Origin of the sequence: Pedobacter nototheniae, assembly GCF_032678625.1 — a bacterium.
Lineage (GTDB): Bacteria > Bacteroidota > Bacteroidia > Sphingobacteriales > Sphingobacteriaceae > Pedobacter > Pedobacter nototheniae_A.
The window spans coordinates 998261-1015156 of the sequence record NZ_JAVTSO010000001.1; the positions used below are offsets into that span (position 1 = coordinate 998261).

14 protein-coding genes and 1 riboswitch are annotated in these 16896 nt (G+C 36.6%); of the genes, 5 read left to right on the plus strand and 9 right to left on the minus strand.

Annotated features, from left to right (window positions below):
- Positions 1-65 precede the first annotated feature (65 nt).
- The 8 genes from R2Q77_RS04540 to pnuC form a co-directional block, all read right to left on the minus strand.
- On the minus strand, positions 66-434 hold the full coding sequence (locus R2Q77_RS04540; protein WP_316802517.1) for a hypothetical protein: 369 nt from the start codon (positions 432-434) through the stop codon (positions 66-68).
- A gap of 5 nt (positions 435-439) precedes the next feature.
- Complete coding sequence (locus tag R2Q77_RS04545; RefSeq protein ID WP_316802518.1) at positions 440-934, minus strand: GNAT family N-acetyltransferase; 495 nt, start codon at positions 932-934, stop codon at positions 440-442.
- Positions 931-1491 (minus strand): thiamine pyrophosphokinase, encoded by a 561-nt coding sequence (locus R2Q77_RS04550; protein ID WP_316802519.1) that lies wholly within the window; start codon positions 1489-1491, stop codon positions 931-933. Before R2Q77_RS04550 ends, R2Q77_RS04545 begins: the two co-directional genes overlap by 4 nt.
- Positions 1492-1556: 65 nt before the next feature.
- The gene (locus R2Q77_RS04555) at positions 1557-2846 is read right to left on the minus strand and encodes a hypothetical protein (RefSeq protein WP_316802520.1); all 1290 of its coding nucleotides are present in this window, start codon (positions 2844-2846) and stop codon (positions 1557-1559) included.
- Positions 2847-2914: 68 nt separating this feature from the next.
- Positions 2915-3550 carry a thiamine phosphate synthase gene (locus tag R2Q77_RS04560; protein ID WP_316802521.1) on the minus strand — a complete coding sequence of 212 codons (636 nt, stop codon included), beginning with the start codon at positions 3548-3550 and terminating at the stop codon, positions 2915-2917.
- Positions 3551-3709: 159 nt separating this feature from the next.
- Positions 3710-6085 carry a TonB-dependent receptor gene (locus tag R2Q77_RS04565; protein ID WP_316802522.1) on the minus strand — a complete coding sequence of 792 codons (2376 nt, stop codon included), beginning with the start codon at positions 6083-6085 and terminating at the stop codon, positions 3710-3712.
- 54 nt (positions 6086-6139) lie between these two features.
- Positions 6140-6337: riboswitch (TPP riboswitch) on the minus strand.
- Between the two features lie 31 nt (positions 6338-6368).
- Positions 6369-6911, minus strand: coding sequence for an ATP-binding protein (locus R2Q77_RS04570; RefSeq protein ID WP_316802523.1), 543 nt, complete (start codon positions 6909-6911; stop codon positions 6369-6371).
- Positions 6895-7539: a nicotinamide riboside transporter PnuC gene (gene pnuC / locus R2Q77_RS04575; protein WP_316802524.1), complete on the minus strand. Its 645-nt coding sequence runs from the start codon at positions 7537-7539 to the stop codon at positions 6895-6897. The genes R2Q77_RS04570 and pnuC overlap by 17 nt, the downstream gene beginning before the upstream one ends.
- A 439-nt stretch (positions 7540-7978) precedes the next feature.
- On the opposite strand from pnuC, the gene R2Q77_RS04580 reads away from it, so the two are divergent.
- The 3 genes from R2Q77_RS04580 (at position 7979) to R2Q77_RS04590 (ending at position 12213) form a co-directional block, all read left to right on the plus strand.
- Positions 7979-8299: a carboxypeptidase regulatory-like domain-containing protein gene (locus R2Q77_RS04580; protein WP_316802525.1), complete on the plus strand. Its 321-nt coding sequence runs from the start codon at positions 7979-7981 to the stop codon at positions 8297-8299.
- A gap of 213 nt (positions 8300-8512) precedes the next feature.
- Entirely contained in the window at positions 8513-11350 is a 2838-nt protein-coding gene (carB, locus tag R2Q77_RS04585) for a carbamoyl-phosphate synthase large subunit (protein ID WP_316802526.1), read from the plus strand.
- A 146-nt stretch (positions 11351-11496) separates the two neighbouring features.
- Positions 11497-12213 (plus strand): 3-ketoacyl-ACP reductase, encoded by a 717-nt coding sequence (locus R2Q77_RS04590; protein ID WP_316802527.1) that lies wholly within the window; start codon positions 11497-11499, stop codon positions 12211-12213.
- Positions 12214-12284: 71 nt separating this feature from the next.
- Here the strand turns inward: R2Q77_RS04590 and R2Q77_RS04595 are convergent, their stop codons facing one another.
- On the minus strand, positions 12285-12920 hold the full coding sequence (locus tag R2Q77_RS04595) for a GIN domain-containing protein (protein ID WP_316802528.1): 636 nt from the start codon (positions 12918-12920) through the stop codon (positions 12285-12287).
- Between the two features lie 340 nt (positions 12921-13260).
- Here R2Q77_RS04595 and R2Q77_RS04600 point away from each other — a divergent pair, with 340 nt between their 5' ends.
- Positions 13261-16071 carry an outer membrane beta-barrel family protein gene (locus tag R2Q77_RS04600; protein ID WP_316802529.1) on the plus strand — a complete coding sequence of 937 codons (2811 nt, stop codon included), beginning with the start codon at positions 13261-13263 and terminating at the stop codon, positions 16069-16071.
- A 10-nt stretch (positions 16072-16081) separates the two neighbouring features.
- Positions 16082-16864 carry a GLPGLI family protein gene (locus R2Q77_RS04605; RefSeq protein WP_316802530.1) on the plus strand — a complete coding sequence of 261 codons (783 nt, stop codon included), beginning with the start codon at positions 16082-16084 and terminating at the stop codon, positions 16862-16864.
- The last annotated feature ends 32 nt before the right edge of the window (positions 16865-16896 follow it).

Consider the following 16896-nt stretch of genomic DNA (forward strand, 5'->3'; position numbering starts at 1 on the left):
GAAAAGCCGGAAACGCTAAGATCTGATCATAGGGTTTCCGGCTTTTTTGTTTTATAAAGGAAGAACTAATGCCTGCGTACCTGAGTTCCTTTACTCAAATCATTTCCTTTAATGTTAGGCTCAAAATTTACAGGCACAGATACCAATCCATTTTTTTCATTTGGAATGAGCACATTAAAGTACTTTTCTTTAAGCAGCAGGGTGCCAAAAGCATTTTCCAGGTTTTTATCTTCAGCCCCAATACTAATCCGCAAAGGACACATTAGAGGATTTTTAAAAACAAATTTTATGGAATCTTTTTCCAGGCTAAAACTTCTGAAATAAGTAAACTGATTATATGTTTTTTCGGTATCGTTTTTAATGGTTGAACAAGAAGTAACTAAAAAAAGGAATGAAGACAAAATAAGACAAGCGCTTATTTTTGACTTTTTCAAAACCATTAAAATTTATATTCCATTACATAATCGTCCATTACAAAGCCATTACCAATGTCAATCGTAACCGATTCTTTAACAGTAAATCCGGCTTTTAAGTAAAAGTCTTTCGCTTTGTTGTGCTTGTTTACATTAAGTTGCAAAGCACTGCCCCCGGCATCTTTAATGAGGTTTACCACCTCGTTTATTAAAATTTTGCCTACACCCTTGCCATGCGCAGATGGCAAAACATAAAGCTTATGCAGTTTGTAGATTCTTTCTTCATGGTTATAAATTGAATACCCTGCAAAACCGTACTGATTTTCATTTTCTTCGGCAATTAAAAATATGTGGCCATCCATTAACTGCTTAAGCAATTCGCCTCTGCTGTACATTTTATCCAGCATGTAGTCTATTTGTGCCTGCCCAATTAGGTCAAGGTAAGTATCCGGCCAGGTTTCGTTGGCAATATCTCTAATTAACTCTATGTCTTCTTCTTTGGCTTTTCTAAGTGTAATCATATTTGTTCGCTAATAAAAATAGGTTCTCCTGAAAAACTAAAATCGATAAAGCCATCTTTAACAACCGTAAACAAGCCCGTTTCATCTTGTAAAAGGTTGCTAACTTCTATATATGAATTGCCATGAATGTTAAATAAACTGCCAGCTGGTTTCCAAACAGAAAAGCCACTTTTAACGGTGTAAAATTTTTCGGTAGCAGTAAATACCACTAAATTTATGTTGTTGTTAAAACCAGCAAACCTTTCTAAATCAAATTTATCCGCAATCACATTTACTGCCGGATATTTTTCCTCAACAAGGTAATTTACGGCCACCATTAAGGCATCAACAGGCCCCTGGATAATTTTAGTGTTTTCCTGCGTATCAATTTCTGGTGGATTAACCACCACATCGACCTTTAAACCTAAAGAAAGAATTTTATCGTAATTGCTGTAATTAACCAATAAAGTTGGGCTCCACTCTAAAAGCTGGCCGAGGTTTTCTTCATTAAAATGGCCAAGTTCATCAATATATAATGCAGGCTCTTGTTTTTCTTTTACAATATGGTGTGAAGACATGTAGCGAAGATAAAAAAATAGAACTAAGTAGAGAATACGTAGAATCAGAACAAAGTAAAATCGCTTTAATGATTATAGGGGTGTTCGTTAATCCAATGAAAACCTCTGTTTATAAGTTTGAAATTTTTCAAATCGTACTTTTTAAGGGTAACGGAAAGAGAATCCAGATTTTTAGAGCCCACCAGAATTAATTGGTCATGTTCAAGTTTATATTGAAATTTAAACTCAGTTTGAATGCTGGTTTTAGATTCCATTTTAATTTTTTTTGTCTTAGGCTCCAAAATAAGGTTAAAAAAAAGGCTGCTGTCGTTCATTAATTTAACCCTTACAAATTCAGAATTTTCAATGATTAGCTGTTTCCATCTTGTGTTATCTGTTAGGAGCGGAGGTTTTTCCTTCCCATTTAAGCTATAGGTTTCAACATTATAAATCCCATACAAAGCCGGCTTGGGTGCAAGTGTACCATATTGATATTGTGAAGACCAGGCATTGTTTAGCATAAAACCGACAGTGAGAATGATAACCAGATATTTTACTGCTGATACCGTTAAATTTTGCCATTTCTTTTTAAAAACCGGCGGTTGTGGGGTAACGAGTTGCTGTGGGGTATTGCTAAAGAAAAATCGAAAAATAGTGATGAAGTAAGGCGCCAAAATAAACAGACACAAGAATACCAGCGCAGTGGATAATATTTTAACAGGCACATCATAAAAATAATTCATGGCCATTACGTGCACACTTGCTGCTAAAGACAGAAATGCACCGGCAACCATCGTTTTTCTGAACAACAGGAAGATTGAGGAAATTTCAATAATGCCCATAAAGATGTTGTAACCCTTAGAAAAACCTAAAAAGGTCCAGGCCAGCCCCATTGGCGATGCTTCTCCAAATGGTTGAAGGAGCCGGGTTAAAGATGGGTCTGGGAATTGTAGCTTTATTACTTTAATGGAGCCATATAAAATAAGCATAAAAGCAACGTAGAAACGCACAAACACAATTAACCAATAGTATAATTTAGTATAGCTTTTTCTTTTCCGATCTAATGCAAACCATAAAATGCTGCCAAATAATGACAGGATAAAAAAGAACAGAATTGAAACATAGTTGTAAGATGTATCGCCGCTCCCATTTGGAAAAATGGTAAAGTCGTAATTGTATTTTAATACGTTAGCAGAAAACCAGGGAATAAATTGCCTAAGCAAATGGTTTGGATAGGAAATAAAGGGTTGTAAGAATATGAATGCTCCGTTATTGTTAAAAATAATGAAGAGCGCGATGAAAATGAAAAAAAACTGGAATGTAATTTTTTTTGAAACACTCCAGTTTAAATTTTGTGAAAAAGAGAGATCAGACATTTTATAGATTTGGTTTTAATCAAATCTATAAAATATATTTTCACTAACAAATTGTAAACGAGCGGCTTTTATGCTTTTACCGCGTCGTGAAATGCCTGATAGGCCTCTTCGAAATCGCTTGCGAAATTTATAGCCCCAGATACCGCAAGGCCATAAATTCCGGTTTGCATTACGGCTTCAGCATCTTTTAGCGTTATGCCACCTACTGCCAAAACAGGGATTTCAATATTATTTGTTTTAAGTTTAAGCATAGCCTCTGCATACCCGCTGATGCCTAAAACAGGGAAAGTATTTAGCTTGGTTTGTGTTGTTGCATATGGACCAAAACCTGCATAATCTGCGCCTTCCTGTGCCAAGCGAATCAGATTTTCAACTGTGTTTGCAGAACCGCCCAAAGTAACGTCATTGCCAACCAATTTTCTGATGGAAAGAAAGTCTGCATTCATATCTTCTATATGGAAACCCTGAATATCTGCCTGTCCGTTTAAGTGAATATGATCTGTTACAATCAAAGTTGTGCCCCAGTCGTCGCATATTTCAGCAATTGCATTAATGTCTGTTAAAAGCGCACCATCTGTTTTACTTAAACACCGGTATTGAATCCATTTTGCGCCTGCCTCGCACGCTTTTTGTGCTTGTTCGATATGGCTTAAATGCGGAATGTCATGCGTGATGTATTGAAGTCTCTCTATATATTTATTCATGATTATAGTTTTTGTCTATTCTTTCTAAAAAGAAAACCCGGTGAATATAGGCAATGTGCCATTATCTACCGGGTTTAAAAATCTATTTATTAAATTTATTTATTTATTGTGCTTGGAGTTTTCCGCGGTACTCAAATATACAAGTGAAATAATTTAATATTAAAACTTAAGGTTAACGCTTAATAAGAAATTGCGGGTAGCTTGCGGATAATAATAATTCGACCTGCTCAGTTCGCCAGCATACAAGTACGGATAAGTTGCGCCATTACTTTCGTATAAAGTGCTGAAAACGTTATTGATTAAAAGACTAATGCCTATGTTTTTAACCCCTACAAAAGCGGTGTTGTACCTTAATCTAATATCGTTTACAAAAAAGTCGGATAAAATGCGTGTGCTTGAAGAGGTATTGTCGAGGTTTTGTTTTCCTACATATTTACTTAATAAAGCAATATCAGCATTTTTTAATATCGTGTAATTAATTTCACTTGAAGCAATTACTGAAGGTGAAAAAGAAATGTTGATGTTTTTATAATTGTTGATTAAAGGTGCCCCGTCTTTCTTATCATAAATATATTCTGCAAAGTCTTTAATCTTATTTCTGCTCAAAGTAGCTGTTGCAGCCCAGTAAAGATCTTTAGAGATTTTCCACCGTCCGTCAAATTCAAGCCCGAGTCTATAACTATCCGGAACGTTTTGCCTGGTTTTACCGCCAACATCATTTAACTCTCCGGTGTTAATTAACTGGTTTTTATAAATCATGGCATAACCATTAATGCCAAAGTTAAAGTTAGAAATTTGAGTACGATAACCGGCTTCAAAATCGGTTAAATGCTCAGGTTTTGGTCTACTGTTTATGCTCGAGTATTTAAAATCATCGCGGTTTGGCTCTTTATTGCCAATGGCCACTGAGGCATAAACATTACTTTTATCATTGAAATTATAAGTTATGCCCGCTTTAGGATTAAAGAAATTAAGCGTTGCATTTTGTTGTGCAGGATTTTTTGATACGTCTACCCCAAAATAAGAATAGTATACACGTCTATATTGCAAATCGGCAAAGATATTAAATTTGTTTAGCTGATAATTTCCCCTCAAAAAGGTGTTGAAATCCGTTTTAAGGGCATCGTTATCGTTATATCTGTGGCGAATAGAGCCACTGCCGTCATAATTTGCATATTGTGCCCAGATAACCTCGTCAAAGTGCCTTCCTTTATACTCATTGTAAGCGCCGCCAAGGGTAAAATCAAGGTTGTTTTTAGGTTTGTAATTTAGGGAATACGTTGCGCCGTAAAAATCGTTATCCAGCCATAAACGTCTAACCAAATCAGAAACATCCTTGGTAACGCCGCCTATAACTAAGGGCTCAATACCATAATCTGTCAGCAGCTGGTCTTTTTGATATTCTTCATAATAACCTCTGCCATAAGTATAATGCAAGGCTGCGTTTGCAACTAATTTATCACTTAAAGTTCTGGTGTAAAACAATTGGTAATGATCTTGCTGGTAATTATCGGTCTGGTTATCGTAAGTAAAATCATTGTGCCTGCGGTCAATTGTCAGCATTTCTTCTGATATGCCATTCCAGGCCTGATATGTTTTTTCCGCACCGCTGAAAACGTTGGCACGAAGAATATCTTTTTTGCCATAGTAGGCACCCGATACAAAAAATGATTTTAAGTTGGCAGAGGCACGATCAACATATCCATCTGATTTAATTCTTGATAAACGGCCATCGAAACTAAATTTATTATTGATTAAACCTGTACCTAAGTTGATGGTGTTTTTCCAGGTATTGTAAGAGCCGAAGGTATTGTTCAGTTCTGCATAGGCAGAATCTCTCCGGGTTGTGGTTTGAATATTCAAACTGCCACCAAAAGATCCGGCGCCATTTGTTGAAGTACCAACACCCCTTTGAATTTGAATGTTATCTACTGAAGAAGCTAAATCAGGCAGGTTAACAAAAAAACTACCCTGGCTTTCGGCATCGTTTAACGGGATTCCATTTAGCGTAACATTGATCCTTGTTGCATCACTTCCACGTATGCGTATTCCGGTATAACCTATACCTGTGCCACCATCAGAGCTTACCACTACCGATGGTGTTTGATTTAGCAAGTAGGGCAAATCCTGGCCGAGGTTATTTTTTGCAAGTTCTGTTTTATCCAGGTTGCGGTAAGTTGTTGCTGAGTTTTTAGAAGCTCGGGTTGCACTAACCACTACCTCATCCGTTAAAAAAGTTAAGGCATTTAAACTAAAGTTTATGGTGCTGTTGGTCGTAAGGGCCATTGTTTTTTCGTCCGTTTGGTAGCCAACATAACTGGCAACAACTGCGATTTTGCCTGCTGATAGGTTACTGATGGTATAATTGCCACTTTCATCACTCCTTACTACAGTTTTATTGTTTTTTAATTTAATGGTTGCCCCCGAAAGAGGTTTTTGGTTATTGTCTGTAATTTTTCCGCTAATAGAAATTTGTGCCATTACAACACATGGCAACATCAAGGCAAGAACTGCCAGTAAACTTAATCTTTTCAATTTTTTGCTTTTTAGTAAAACCTGTCGTAAGTAGGGGTACTCCCGACTTTAGTTAAACGCCATAACTCCAATCCCTACGCCGGCATTACCCGGATCAGGTGCATTTAAGGTTTGGGGTTTGAAGGTTAAGATTTAGGATTTGCATGTTGCATAACCTTTTACTTTTTGCCTTTACCTTTCACCATAAAATGGGTATGTTCTCAGCCTGTTTTTGTGTTTTATAAAAAAAACAAGGCACCCCTTTTGATTTGGCAAATGTAGAAAAATATTTAAAGAATTGATTTTAATTATTTAACGATTCGTTTAAGAAAGCGTTGGTGGCCTCAATTGCATTTTTAAATCTTTCTTCGCCTGTTCCTCCAATCACTTTGTAATTGGCATTTAACTGGCCAAGTTCTTTGTGCCAAATTTCCATAAAATATTCACGCTGATTTGGGAAATCCCTTAACGGATCATCCTGCCATGGCAAATCAATATCCATTAAAAGGTATAAATCATAAGGGCGTTGGGGCAAAGCATCCAAAACAATTTTAGGCGTTTCGCCCAGTACTTCATCGCTCCATATTTTTACCGTAATAAAAGTGGTATCACAAATTATAAAATCCCCCGTGTTGGTTGCCAATACAGCATCTTCAAGTGCAATCTGACCATAGTACATGTTTACTTCATCTTGTAAAGTATAAGGACCCACTAAAGCCTCGCAATAATAACGGGCATACTCGGGCACCCATGCTACTTTATAGTGTTTGGCTAAAAATTGAGACATGGTTGATTTGCCCGTACTTTCGGGGCCTACAATGGCGATTTTTTTAATGACTTTGTTCACGATAAGTTTTTCTCCAATCCAAATAACCTTTAAAGGCAATCAGAATCAATACAAAATATAAAACGGCACTTAAATTTAGGTGCTTGTAAATAAACAAAGGTACGTAGCAAATATTGGCAAAAACCCATAAAAGCCAGTTTTGTAAAATTTTCCTGGTTAATAATAGCTGGGCTACAAAACTTACTGAAGTACAAAAGCCATCCGCATAGGGTACCGTACTATTGGTATAGGTTGCCATAAACCAGCCCAGTAAAAGGCTAAGCAGCGGTATTGCAATACTAACTAAAAGCCATCCCTTTTGGCTAAGGTTTGTTATGGCTTTGGGTTTTTCAATTTTTTTAGCAATCCAGAAATACCAGCCATAAAAAGCGGTGAATAGAAAATAAACCTGCAGGCTCATGTCTCCGTACATAGCTTCTTTATAAAACAATAAACCGTATGCACAAACACTGATTATGGAAATTGGCCAGTTCCAGATGTTTTCTTTGGCAGCCAGATAAATGCAGATAAAGCCGGTAACTACAGCAAGCCATTCCAATATTGAAGTATGCCTGAATTGCTCAATCAGAAACTGAAAAAATGGTGAAGCCAGCAAAATCATAGATTCAAATGTAAAAGAAAATGGCATTAAAAGAAAAAATCCGGTTGGGGAGGGCTCCCCAAACCGGATAATAAACCAAACAAACTATTTATGAAGAAAATCCTCTGTGGGTAACTAAGCCACGAGGAAGCTTTAGAACTAACTAAAGTATTTACAAAACGCAAATATGTTCTGCTTATTACAACATTATTGCCAATATCTTATTTAATATGTTTTCGTGACTTAAACATGACTTCTGGCTTCTGGATGCCATAAAAATGTTACTTGCCTGGGCGGTATGTTAAAAAATTTAACATAAAAGAATCAAATGTTTTTAGGAATTTGCGCCGCTGTATAAAAAAGAGCGCAGCAATTACAGTACAACGGAGCAGATCGTTTTAGACAGTAGAAAAACAATAACTAAAACGAGATGTTATTAAGCATGATCCTGATTAAAAAGGATTTATTTTTAACAAACCATATTAAAATGAAAAAGTTAGGTATTTTTTTATTCGCTTTAATTGTATCATCAGTATGTTTCATTGCGTTTACCGGTATTAAACTTGGCGGTATTACAGGCCGGGTAAATCCGGCTAATGCAGTTATTTCAGTTTCGTTGGCCGCTGCTGGTGCAGACACTTTAAAGGCGCAGGTAAATGATGGCGCTTTTACTTTTACAAACCTTAAACAAGGTGTTTATACCGTGTGGATTAAGGCTAATGCACCTTATAAAGATACTGTGATTGATAATATTGCAGTGAAGGATAGTGCCACAACAGATTTAGGCGAAATTAAATTGCAACAATAATTACAACAACAAAACAATAGTGTAAAAAGGAGGGTATTTCAACCCTCTTTTTTATTTTAAAAAAAGACCATAATTTATCTTCTAAACGTGTATCTTTGCATCCCGACAGAACAGTTGGGATTTTTCTTCTTACAAAGCACAAATCTCGTTGCTTCAATGGTTCTAACAAGAGCCAACACTTTAGAATTTTAATTATAGTATTAAGCTTTACCAATGCCTAAAGACACTTCCATTCGCTCAGTATTAATTATCGGATCAGGACCAATTATTATTGGACAAGCCTGCGAATTTGATTACTCGGGTTCTCAATCGGCCTTATCTTTAAAAGAAGAAGGAATTGCCGTTTCAATTATCAACTCTAATCCGGCAACGATTATGACGGATAAAGTTATTGGCGACCATGTTTATCTGCGTCCGTTAACTGTTGATTCAATTGAAGAAATTTTACAGGAACACATCGCTTCTGCGGATTTGCCCCGAATTGATGCCGTACTGCCTACCATGGGTGGTCAAACTGCATTAAATTTATGTAAAGAAGCTGAAGAACGCGGTGTTTGGGAAAAATACGGCGTTCGGGTAATTGGCGTTGATGTTGATGCCATTGAAAAGACAGAAAACCGTGAATCTTTCCGCCAGTTAATGGTTGATATAGGTGTAGGTGTAGCTGAATCCAAAATCGCAAACTCTTTCTTAGAAGGTAAAGAAGCCGCACAGGAAATTGGTTATCCTTTGGTAATCCGTCCTTCATATACATTAGGTGGTTCTGGTGGTGGTTTTGTACACAGAAAAGAAGAGTTCGACGCCGCATTAAAACGTGGTTTAGAAGCCTCTCCTACGCACGAGGTACTGGTAGAAAAAGCAGTTTTAGGCTGGAAAGAATACGAGCTTGAACTTTTGAGAGACAGCAATGATAACGTAATCATCATCTGCTCTATCGAAAATTTTGACCCGATGGGTATTCATACCGGAGATTCGATAACAGTTGCCCCTGCAATGACTTTATCTGATCGTTGTTACCAGGAAATGCGTAACCAGGCGATTAAAATGATGAGAGCCATTGGTAACTTTGCCGGCGGTTGTAATGTTCAGTTCTCGGTTAATCCAGCTGATGATGCAATCATCGCCATCGAAATTAACCCACGCGTATCGCGTTCATCTGCTTTAGCAAGTAAGGCAACGGGATATCCGATTGCTAAAATTGCAGCAAAATTAGCCATCGGTTATAACCTTGATGAGATTGAAAACCAAATTACAAAAACAACTTCAGCCTATTTTGAGCCTACTTTAGATTATGTGATCGTAAAAGTTCCACGTTGGAATTTCGATAAATTTAAAGGTGCAAATAAAGAACTTGGCTTACAGATGAAATCTGTTGGTGAGGTAATGGCCATCGGTCGTACCTTTATTGAAGCCCTTCAAAAAGCTTGTCAGAGTTTAGAGATAAACCGTGCAGGCTTAGGTGCTGATGGTAAACAAAACCGCAACATTAACGAAATTATGGACGGATTGGAGCATGCTTCCTGGAACCGTTTATTCTTAATTAAGGATGCGATGACGATGGGTGTGCCTTTGGAATCTATCCGTAAGGTAACCAAAATTGATAAATGGTTCTTAAACCAAATTCAGGAATTAGTTTCACTTGAAGTTGAATTAAAAAGATATTCTTTAAACAATATTCCACAGGATTTCTTCTTTACCCTTAAACAAAAAGGTTTCTCTGACGAACAAATTGCCTGGTTACTGGGTAATGTAACTGAAGATGAAGTTTACGACAGAAGAAAAGCTTTAGGTATTAACCGTGTATATAAAATGGTTGATACTTGTGCTGCAGAGTTCCCGGCACAAACACCATACTATTACTCTACTTTTGAAGAAGAGAACGAATCTATTCCTTCCGACAAGAAAAAAGTAATTGTACTGGGATCAGGACCTAACCGAATTGGACAAGGCATTGAGTTTGATTACTCTTGTGTGCACGGTTTGCTTGCGGCTAAAGAGAGCGGTTTTGAAGCCATTATGGTAAACTGTAATCCTGAAACGGTTTCTACAGATTTTAACATGGCAGATAAGTTATACTTTGAGCCGGTTTTCTGGGAGCATGTTCGCGAAATTATCGAACTTGAAAAACCTGTAGGTGTTATTGTTCAGCTGGGTGGACAAACAGCTTTGAAAATGGCTGATAAATTAACCAAACTTGGTGTTAAAATTATTGGTACTTCTTTCGAGAACATGGATATTGCTGAAGATCGCGGTCGTTTTTCAGACTTGTTGAAAGATTTAAATATTCCTTATCCTAAATATGGGGTAGCTGAAAATGCTGAAGAAGCCATTATCGTTGCAAATGAAGTTGGTTATCCGGTTCTGGTTCGCCCAAGTTATGTGCTTGGTGGACAAGGCATGAGCATTGTAATCAACGATGAAGATTTAGAAAAAGCAGTTGTAAAATTATTGGGCGATTTACCGGGCAACCGTGTGTTAATCGATCACTTTTTAGATCGAGCTGAAGAAGCAGAATCTGATTCGATCTGCGATGGAGAAGATGTACACATTATTGGTATGATGGAACATATTGAGCCTGCAGGTATCCACTCAGGCGATTCATTTGCTGTATTGCCAACATTTAGTTTACCTGAAAAGGTTACTAAGTCAATGGAAGAATATTCAATTAAACTGGCTAAAGCTTTAAATATTAGTGGATTGTTAAATATTCAGTTTGCCATAAAAGATGAAAAGGTTTATGTAATTGAAGCCAATCCAAGGGCGTCGCGTACGGTTCCTTTCATTGCTAAAGCTTACGATGTACCTTATATCAACATCGCTGCGAAAATTATGTTAGGGGTGGCAAAATTGAAAGATTTCACCATCGAACGCAAGCTTAAAGGATATGCCATTAAAGAACCGGTTTTCTCTTATGAGAAATTCCCGGAGGTGGCTAAAGAATTAGGCCCGGAAATGAAATCTACAGGCGAAGCCATTCGTTTCATTAAAGATCTGGAAGATCCTTATTTCCGCAAGCTTTACAAAGATAAATCAATGTATTTGAGTAAATAATTTCAATGGGCAGTTAATCACTGCCCATTTTTATTTAACTGCAATTTTAAACTTTTACCTTTTGTTTTGCCGTACTGTTTGTAATTCCTTTATCAAAATTCTCCCGATTCTTAAAATCCAGTTTCAACTTCTTTATTTTTACCCTTATGGAAAACCTAACAGGAAAAAGTGCATTAATTACAGGTGCAGGTAAAGGCATTGGCAAAGCAATTACTATAGCTTTAGCTAAAGAAGGCGTAAACGTTGGTTTAATAGCCAGAACGCAAAGCGACTTAGATAAATTAGCAAAAGAATTAGAAGTTTATAATGTAAAAGTAGCTACTGCAGCAGCAGATGTAAGCGATATCAATTCTGTTAACGAAGCGGTAAAGAGGATTCAAGCTGAACTTGGTTTTATTGATATTTTAATCAACAATGCAGGCATTGGGAAGTTTGGTAAATTTTTAGAACTGGAGCCAACTGCTTGGGAAGAAATTATAAAAGTTAACCTTTTAGGCCCTTATTATGTAACCAGAGCCGTTGTTCCGGAGATGATTGAAAAAGGAGCCGGAGATATTGTTAACATTTCGAGTTCTTCGGCCCACAGCCCGGCTGCGGTAACCAGTGCGTACTCTGCTTCAAAGGCTGGGTTAATTGCCATGTCAACATCGTTAATGCAGGAAATGCGTAAGCACAACATCAGGGTAACTTCACTTAGCCCAAGCACAACGGCAACCGATATGGCGATTGATCTAAAACTTACCGATGGGAATCCTGATAAAGTAATGCAACCTGAAGATTTAGCCGAACTGGTTATATCACAGTTGAAATTAAACCGCAGGGTTTTTGTAAAAGATGCAGGCTTGTGGTCTACAAACCCATAAAGAAACTATAAATAAAAACAGCGATCAGAATAATCTGATCGCTGTTTCACTTTATGATCTATGATGGATTATTAGAACAATTTTTCTAATAATTCTGGTTGCAAATCCGCATAACGATTGTTGCTGGCCAATACTGGTTTAGCAATTACACTAATGTTTGTGTTTTGAGCAGTAAAATCGTCCATTTTCATTTTTGCCTCGCTACCTAAAGTGGCTTCGTGATTTTCTGTAGAACCTTCCAGTTTTAAACTTGCTGCATCGTTTACTGATGTAGAAAGTGTTACGGTATTTGCATTAATAGCTGCAGTAGCCTGGTCTTTCAGTACAATTTTAAGGTCTAACAAATTGAATGATCCCGATGTAAATACTTTCGATGTGTTCGAAGCTTCAACGGATGATAAATTGTTTACGTGGGCAATAATGGTTAAAGCATCTTTCGTAAACGAACTAATCCGAAGTTCAGCACCCTGTTGTTGGATCAAAGCATTTTTAGAATAATACTGGTCGTAAACCTCAACACCTTCTCTACTGTCTTGAACTAAAATTAATTTTACATTGCCGCTTACTACAATTTTGCTGATGTTTTTAACTTGTGTTAAAGCAGTATAGCTTGAATTATTTTCTGAAGCATTGGCTGCTAATGTTGCGCTGCTTAATACAACTGTTGTTAAAGCTGCTGCGAATAAAGTTTTGATAAAAGTTTTCATGATCTTAATATTTTATGTTTATATATCTTTTTTTTAAATCCCTAATAATTAGGTGGTTTTGTATATAAGACCATAATAGTTTAGAAACGTTTCAGCGGTTTTTGGCATATTATACCAGGACCATGTAATTATAGACGAACGCCAATTTTACCTATACGAAAAGCCGTACAAATTTTGTAATTCATTAATTGTCTTAAAATAAATGCTTGATTTGGAGAAGCAAACTATGCAGATTTTAGCTGTAATATGATTTAACATTTATTTTTCTGTTAAAAAGAGTTAAACCCTTTCTTAAACTAAGTATATAGTTTATATTCGTGGGTCTAATCAAAATTAACAAATGAGAAAAAACTTACTATTATGGTGTTTCTTCCTCTCCCTTTTTATTCATGCTAATGCTCAAAGCCAGCAGTTTATAAAAGGAAGAATTATTGATACCGCCTCTACATCCATTCTTAGCGGTACATCGGTTTCTGTTTTAAGGGCAAAAGATTCTACCCTTGTAAAATTTACACGTGCCCTGGATAATGGCAGTTTCGAAATTAATAATATTCCAAAAGGAAAGTATATTTTGCTGGTTTCGTACCCGAAATATGCAGATTTTGTGGATCATTTTACCTTGGATTCTGTAAAATCGAGTATTGACTATGGAAGAATTAATTTAACAGGAATGGCCAAAATCCTGGCTGATGTTATTATTAAAGGAAACCGGGCCGCCATTAAAATTAAAGGTGATACAACGGAGTTTGATCCTAAAGCGTACAACATAGAACCCAATTCAAAAGTAGAAGATTTAATTCGTCAGTTTCCGGGAATTGAAATTGATAAAGACGGAAAGATAACTGCCCAGGGGCAAAAAAATGTAAAAGTATTAGTTGATGGAGAAGAGTTTTTTGGTGATGACCCTACCTTAGTTACCAAAAATATCAGGGCAGATATGGTAGATAAAGTGCAGCTTTATGATAAAAAGAGCGATCAGGCTACTTTTACCGGTATAGATGATGGTGAAAAGACTAAAACGCTTAATATCAAACTGAAAGAAGATAAAAAGAACGGTTATTTTGGAAAGGTAACCGGTGCGTATGGAACAGATGATTTTTATCAGGGACAGGCAATGTTTAATAAATTTTGGGGTAAGAAAAAGTTTTCTGCTTATGGCATTTTAGGCAATACAGGGCAGGTTGGTTTAGGCTGGCAAGACAGTGATAAGTATGGTTCGCGTAATATGCAGGTGAGTGATGACGGCGGCATTTATTTTTTCAGTAGCGGTGGTGATGATTTAGATTCTTACGATGGACAATACAACGGCCGGGGAATTCCCATTGCAAGAGCGGGCGGTATGCACTTTGACAGTAAGTGGAACAGCGATAAAGAATCGTTAAATACAAATTACAAAATCGGATCGATGTCCGTAAGGGGAAATACCAATACCATTAATCAGAATAACCTTTCTTCTGGTGTGATTAACAGCATCTCTGATCAGAATTTTGATAACGATATGTTCCGTCAGAAACTGGATGCAACTTACGAGGTTAAACTGGACTCTACCTTAACATTAAAAGTAAATGTAGATGGGACATTAAAAAACAGTAAAACAGCCAGCAGCAACTCTACAATAAGTACACGTGGCGACAATAGTTTGTTAAATAATTCGGGCAGAACTTTAAGCAATGATGCAGACGATCAGCAATTTAATTTCAATGCCTTGTTAACAAAAAGATTGAAGAAAAAAGGCCGTACGCTATCGCTTAATCTGAACCAATCGGTTAATAAAAATAAAACCAACGGTTATCTTAACACTTTAAACAACTATTACGATCTTACAGGCACAACTATAGATAGTACCAAAGCCGTAGATCAGTATAAAGTTAATCACATCACCAATAATTCGTTTAAATCCAACCTGGCTTATACTGAACCCTTATCTACAACATTAACCGTAATTGTGAATTATGGTTTAAGTATTATGGGCGGAAAATCAGATCGCAAATCTTTCAATAAATCAGGAACTGGCGATTACGATGTTTTAGACACTAAATTTAGTAATGATTACGAGCTGGATCAGGTTATTAACCAGGGGGGCGCAATTTTTAATTATAAAAAAGGTAAAACAATAATCAACTTCGGTTCTAAAATTAGCGGGGTTAATTTTAAGCAGGCCGATTTATATAACAATAAAACCTACACCCGTAATTTTGTAAATTACATGCCCCAGGCATCCTATCAGTATAAATTTTCTCAGCAAAAATCGTTTAGGTTAAATTATAATGGAAATACCAACCAGCCATCATTAGATCAGTTGCAGCCGGTTAGGGTAAATACCGATCCATTAAACGAAATTTTGGGTAATGCAGATTTAAAACCATCTTTCAGAAGTAATTTAAATGCGAGCTATAATTCTTACAAAGTTTTAACCAACGAATCTATTTGGCTCAGTGCAAATTACGGCTTTACGGCCAACCCAATTATTAGCGATGTGGTTACAAACTCAGGAGGTGCAAGCAAATCCAGATTTGTAAATCTATCTGATAAAATGGCTTCAAATTTTAGCATTTATGGAAATTATGGAAGAAAAATTAAAGGGATTGATTTAAATACAGGTATTTATGCCAATGCTTATGGAAATAATTCATTCAATTATATTACAACAGATTTAACAAACATCAGAGAATTAAATAAAACAGAAAGTTATACGTACTCAGGTGGGATAAACATTTCCAAGTACAAAGAGAAAAAATATAATTTCTGGGTAAGCTTTGGCCCAAGTTACAACATCACTAAAGCATCGGTACAAAAATCAGGAAACAGCAGTGGCTGGGGCTGGAATGGAAATGCATCAACTACGGTTCAGTTGCCGGGTAAATTCGAAATTACCACGGATGGAGCCTATCAGTTTAACGGAAAAACGCAAACTTTTGATCAGAACTTTGAACGTTTTATCTGGAATGCGTCCTTAGCCAAAAAATTCTTTAAAGGAGAAAACTTAAAAGTTTCTGTTTCTGGAAACGACCTTTTAAATCAGAATGTTGGCTTTAGCCGTTCGGCGTATAATGGTAACATTTCGCAAAGCAGTTATACTACTATACAAAGATATTTCATGTTTACCGTGGCATGGGATTTTAATAAAATGGGCGGAGGTGTAAAGAAATAAATCAAAAATTATGAAAGCTACTCTAAAATATACAATCATAATTGCTGTCATGTTCATCAGCAGCAACCTTTTTGCGCAAAACGTACACTTCATTCATAATGGGGTAATCGAGTTCGAAAAGCGTTCGAATATGTATGCCTTAATCAAAAAGAAACTTAATAAGAATAATGAATCTTACTTGCAGGCCGCTTTTGATGCATACAAGAAAAATAATCCACAGTTTAAATCGGCAAAAAGTACGTTAATTTTTACCAGGGATAAAAGTTTGTATAAGTGGCCCGAAACAAACGAACCTGTAAACACGAACTGGGTAAGCAGTGATCCGCTTGCGGATTTAAAGAATACAATCAGTACTGATTTTAAAACCGATATGAGTACCACACAGAAAAGTATTTATGAGGCAACTTACCTGGTTAAAGACAGTGTTCGGAAAATAAACTGGAAAATTACAGACGAAACCCGTGAAATTGCCGGTTATGAGTGCAGGAGAGCAAACGCAATTATTATGGATTCCATTTACGTTGTGGCCTATTACAGCAATCAAATTGCAGTTTCTGGTGGCCCTGAATCTTTTACTGGTTTACCCGGTATGATTTTAGGATTGGCCCTGCCCCACGATAATGTAACCTGGTTTGCCACAAAAGTAACGGAAGTAACCGTGCCCGAAAAAGACCTGTTGCCACCCGTTAAAGGAAAACCTGTAGATAACAAAGGATTAAAGGCTGTGTTAAACTCGGCTATGAAAGATTGGGGCGAATATGCTCATCCTATGTTAAAAGCATTTTCGCTGTAAATTAAAGCTGGTTTACATGGGCTAATTATCTT

Excerpts from the sequence above, each read along its gene's own strand:
- R2Q77_RS04580 (WP_316802525.1), top strand. The coding sequence starts at position 7,979 with ATGAAAAAGTTAGGTATTTTTTTATTCGCTTTAATTGTATCATCAGTA.
- R2Q77_RS04545 (WP_316802518.1), bottom strand. The coding sequence starts at position 934 with ATGATTACACTTAGAAAAGCCAAAGAAGAAGACATAGAGTTAATTAGA.
- R2Q77_RS04605 (WP_316802530.1), top strand. The coding sequence starts at position 16,082 with ATGAAAGCTACTCTAAAATATACAATCATAATTGCTGTCATGTTCATC.
- R2Q77_RS04590 (WP_316802527.1), top strand. The coding sequence starts at position 11,497 with ATGGAAAACCTAACAGGAAAAAGTGCATTAATTACAGGTGCAGGTAAA.
- R2Q77_RS04560 (WP_316802521.1), bottom strand. The coding sequence starts at position 3,550 with ATGAATAAATATATAGAGAGACTTCAATACATCACGCATGACATTCCG.
- R2Q77_RS04600 (WP_316802529.1), top strand. The coding sequence starts at position 13,261 with ATGAGAAAAAACTTACTATTATGGTGTTTCTTCCTCTCCCTTTTTATT.
- R2Q77_RS04555 (WP_316802520.1), bottom strand. The coding sequence starts at position 2,846 with ATGTCTGATCTCTCTTTTTCACAAAATTTAAACTGGAGTGTTTCAAAA.
- R2Q77_RS04595 (WP_316802528.1), bottom strand. The coding sequence starts at position 12,920 with ATGAAAACTTTTATCAAAACTTTATTCGCAGCAGCTTTAACAACAGTT.
- R2Q77_RS04550 (WP_316802519.1), bottom strand. The coding sequence starts at position 1,491 with ATGTCTTCACACCATATTGTAAAAGAAAAACAAGAGCCTGCATTATAT.
- carB (WP_316802526.1), top strand. The coding sequence starts at position 8,513 with ATGCCTAAAGACACTTCCATTCGCTCAGTATTAATTATCGGATCAGGA.
- pnuC (WP_316802524.1), bottom strand. The coding sequence starts at position 7,539 with ATGCCATTTTCTTTTACATTTGAATCTATGATTTTGCTGGCTTCACCA.